The sequence below is a fragment of the Edaphobacter sp. FHG110511_03 genome, from assembly GCF_059115365.1.
Map to the genome: position 1 here is coordinate 1 of NZ_JBZYWL010000043.1, position 1,548 is coordinate 1,548.

The window sequence follows — 1,548 nt, forward strand, 5'->3', positions numbered from 1 at the left end:
CAGTTGATCGAGACTTACTTTGACCGCGAAGGCTTCAGCGATCTTCTGTTTATCGGAGCGTCTTTGTAGCAGCCACACATTAGCTAACTCGCAGGCGTCGATTCACCCAGGTGTTGGTTGTAGAAAGCCACGACCTCTTGGTTTGCGTCGGATTTTCCTATGTGTCGGAAAAATTCCCCGGCGAACACTGTCAATAGAGTAATGGTAGCTTTCAAGGCATCGTGCTTCGCCTCGGGTTTGAAAGAACTTCTCAGATTTCCATTTCCATCGAAACGGCGACCAATCTTCGTCATTCCGGAATGCGTATAGCTCGAAAGAGAAACGAAACGCGTGAGCCGACAGCGTAAAGAATTCACTGTGCCCCGATGCCGGACCCTTGGCGAGGGCATCCCGAATCTGTAGCCCATTTTCTCGAATTGTGGGAAGGCGTTTCGGTCATCGAAACCCATTGAGGAATTTATACCCGCAACGCGTGTTATTTAATCAGGCAACATCCCATTAGTACTCGCAAGCCTCAGGTCGGGTCTGTCTGGGGCTTATTTTCCGCGTCACGGCCCGTACAGCGACAGCTTCGCGATTGTAATAGTTACCGCTGATCTTCAAAAGTTTCATCTGTACGTTTTCTCGACAAAACAGCCTACCACTCGGGACGGCTGCATGAAGCGTCCACTCACCAGGCCTAAGTGAGGCTAGCCCAGCAATGCAGCCTCGAAGACATTCGAAGCTAACACAGAAGAGAGATAAAGATATGAGCAAGCTCAAAGGAAAAGTGGCAGTCATCACCGCAGCGACCTCTGGCATGGCGCTCGCAACAGCCAAGCTCTTCGTCGAAGAGGGCGCCTACGTCTTCATCACCGGACGCCGCAAGGATAAGCTTGATGAGGCCGTGAAGCTCATTGGCAGAAACGTCACCGGCGTACAGGGCGATGCCGCCAATCTGGCCGACCTCGACCGTCTCTACGAGACCGTCAAACGTGAGAAGGGCAAGATCGACATCCTCTTCGCCAGTGCCGGTCGCGGCGAACTCGCCAAACTCGAAGAGGTCACCGAAGAGCACTTTGACAACACCTTCGACCTCAACGTGCGCGGCACGCTCTTCACTGTGCAGAAGGCGCTACCGCTCTTCAACGACAACGGCTCCATCTTTTTGAACGGCTCCATTGCGAGCATCAAGGGCTTTCCGGCGGTCGGCGTCTACAGCGCCAGCAAGGCCGCGGTCCGCTCCTTCGCTCGCACATGGCTGTTGGAACTCAAGGAGCGCAGAATTCGCGTGAACATACTCAGTCCCGGTACGATCGACACGCCGATGCTCGATCCCCTCGGACCCGACGCCAAGGAATTCTTCAAGTCCCAGATCCCAAGCGGCGAAATGGGACGCCCTGAGGAAATCGCGACCGTCGCCCTCTTCCTTGCCTCCAGCGATTCCAGTTTTGTCAACGGGATCGAGCTCTTCGTGGACGGCGGTAGCGCCCAGATCTAACGGCAAGACTTTGTATTGCTCCAGTCCATCAAATGGGATTCGTCCGCAGGAGCTTCCTCCGCTTCCTG

At 54.7% G+C, this 1,548-nt stretch carries 1 protein-coding gene; it reads left to right on the top strand.

Going from position 1 to position 1,548, the window contains the following annotated elements:
• Positions 1–748 precede the first annotated feature (748 nt).
• Entirely contained in the window at positions 749–1,480 is a 732-nt protein-coding gene (locus tag AC5S26_RS29850; protein WP_494188587.1) for an SDR family NAD(P)-dependent oxidoreductase, read from the top strand.
• Positions 1,481–1,548: the final 68 nt, after the last annotated feature.

What these genes read in the sequence shown, in the direction of transcription:
- AC5S26_RS29850 (WP_494188587.1), top strand. Translation starts at nt 749, where the DNA reads ATGAGCAAGCTCAAAGGAAAAGTGGCAGTCATCACCGCAGCGACCTCT.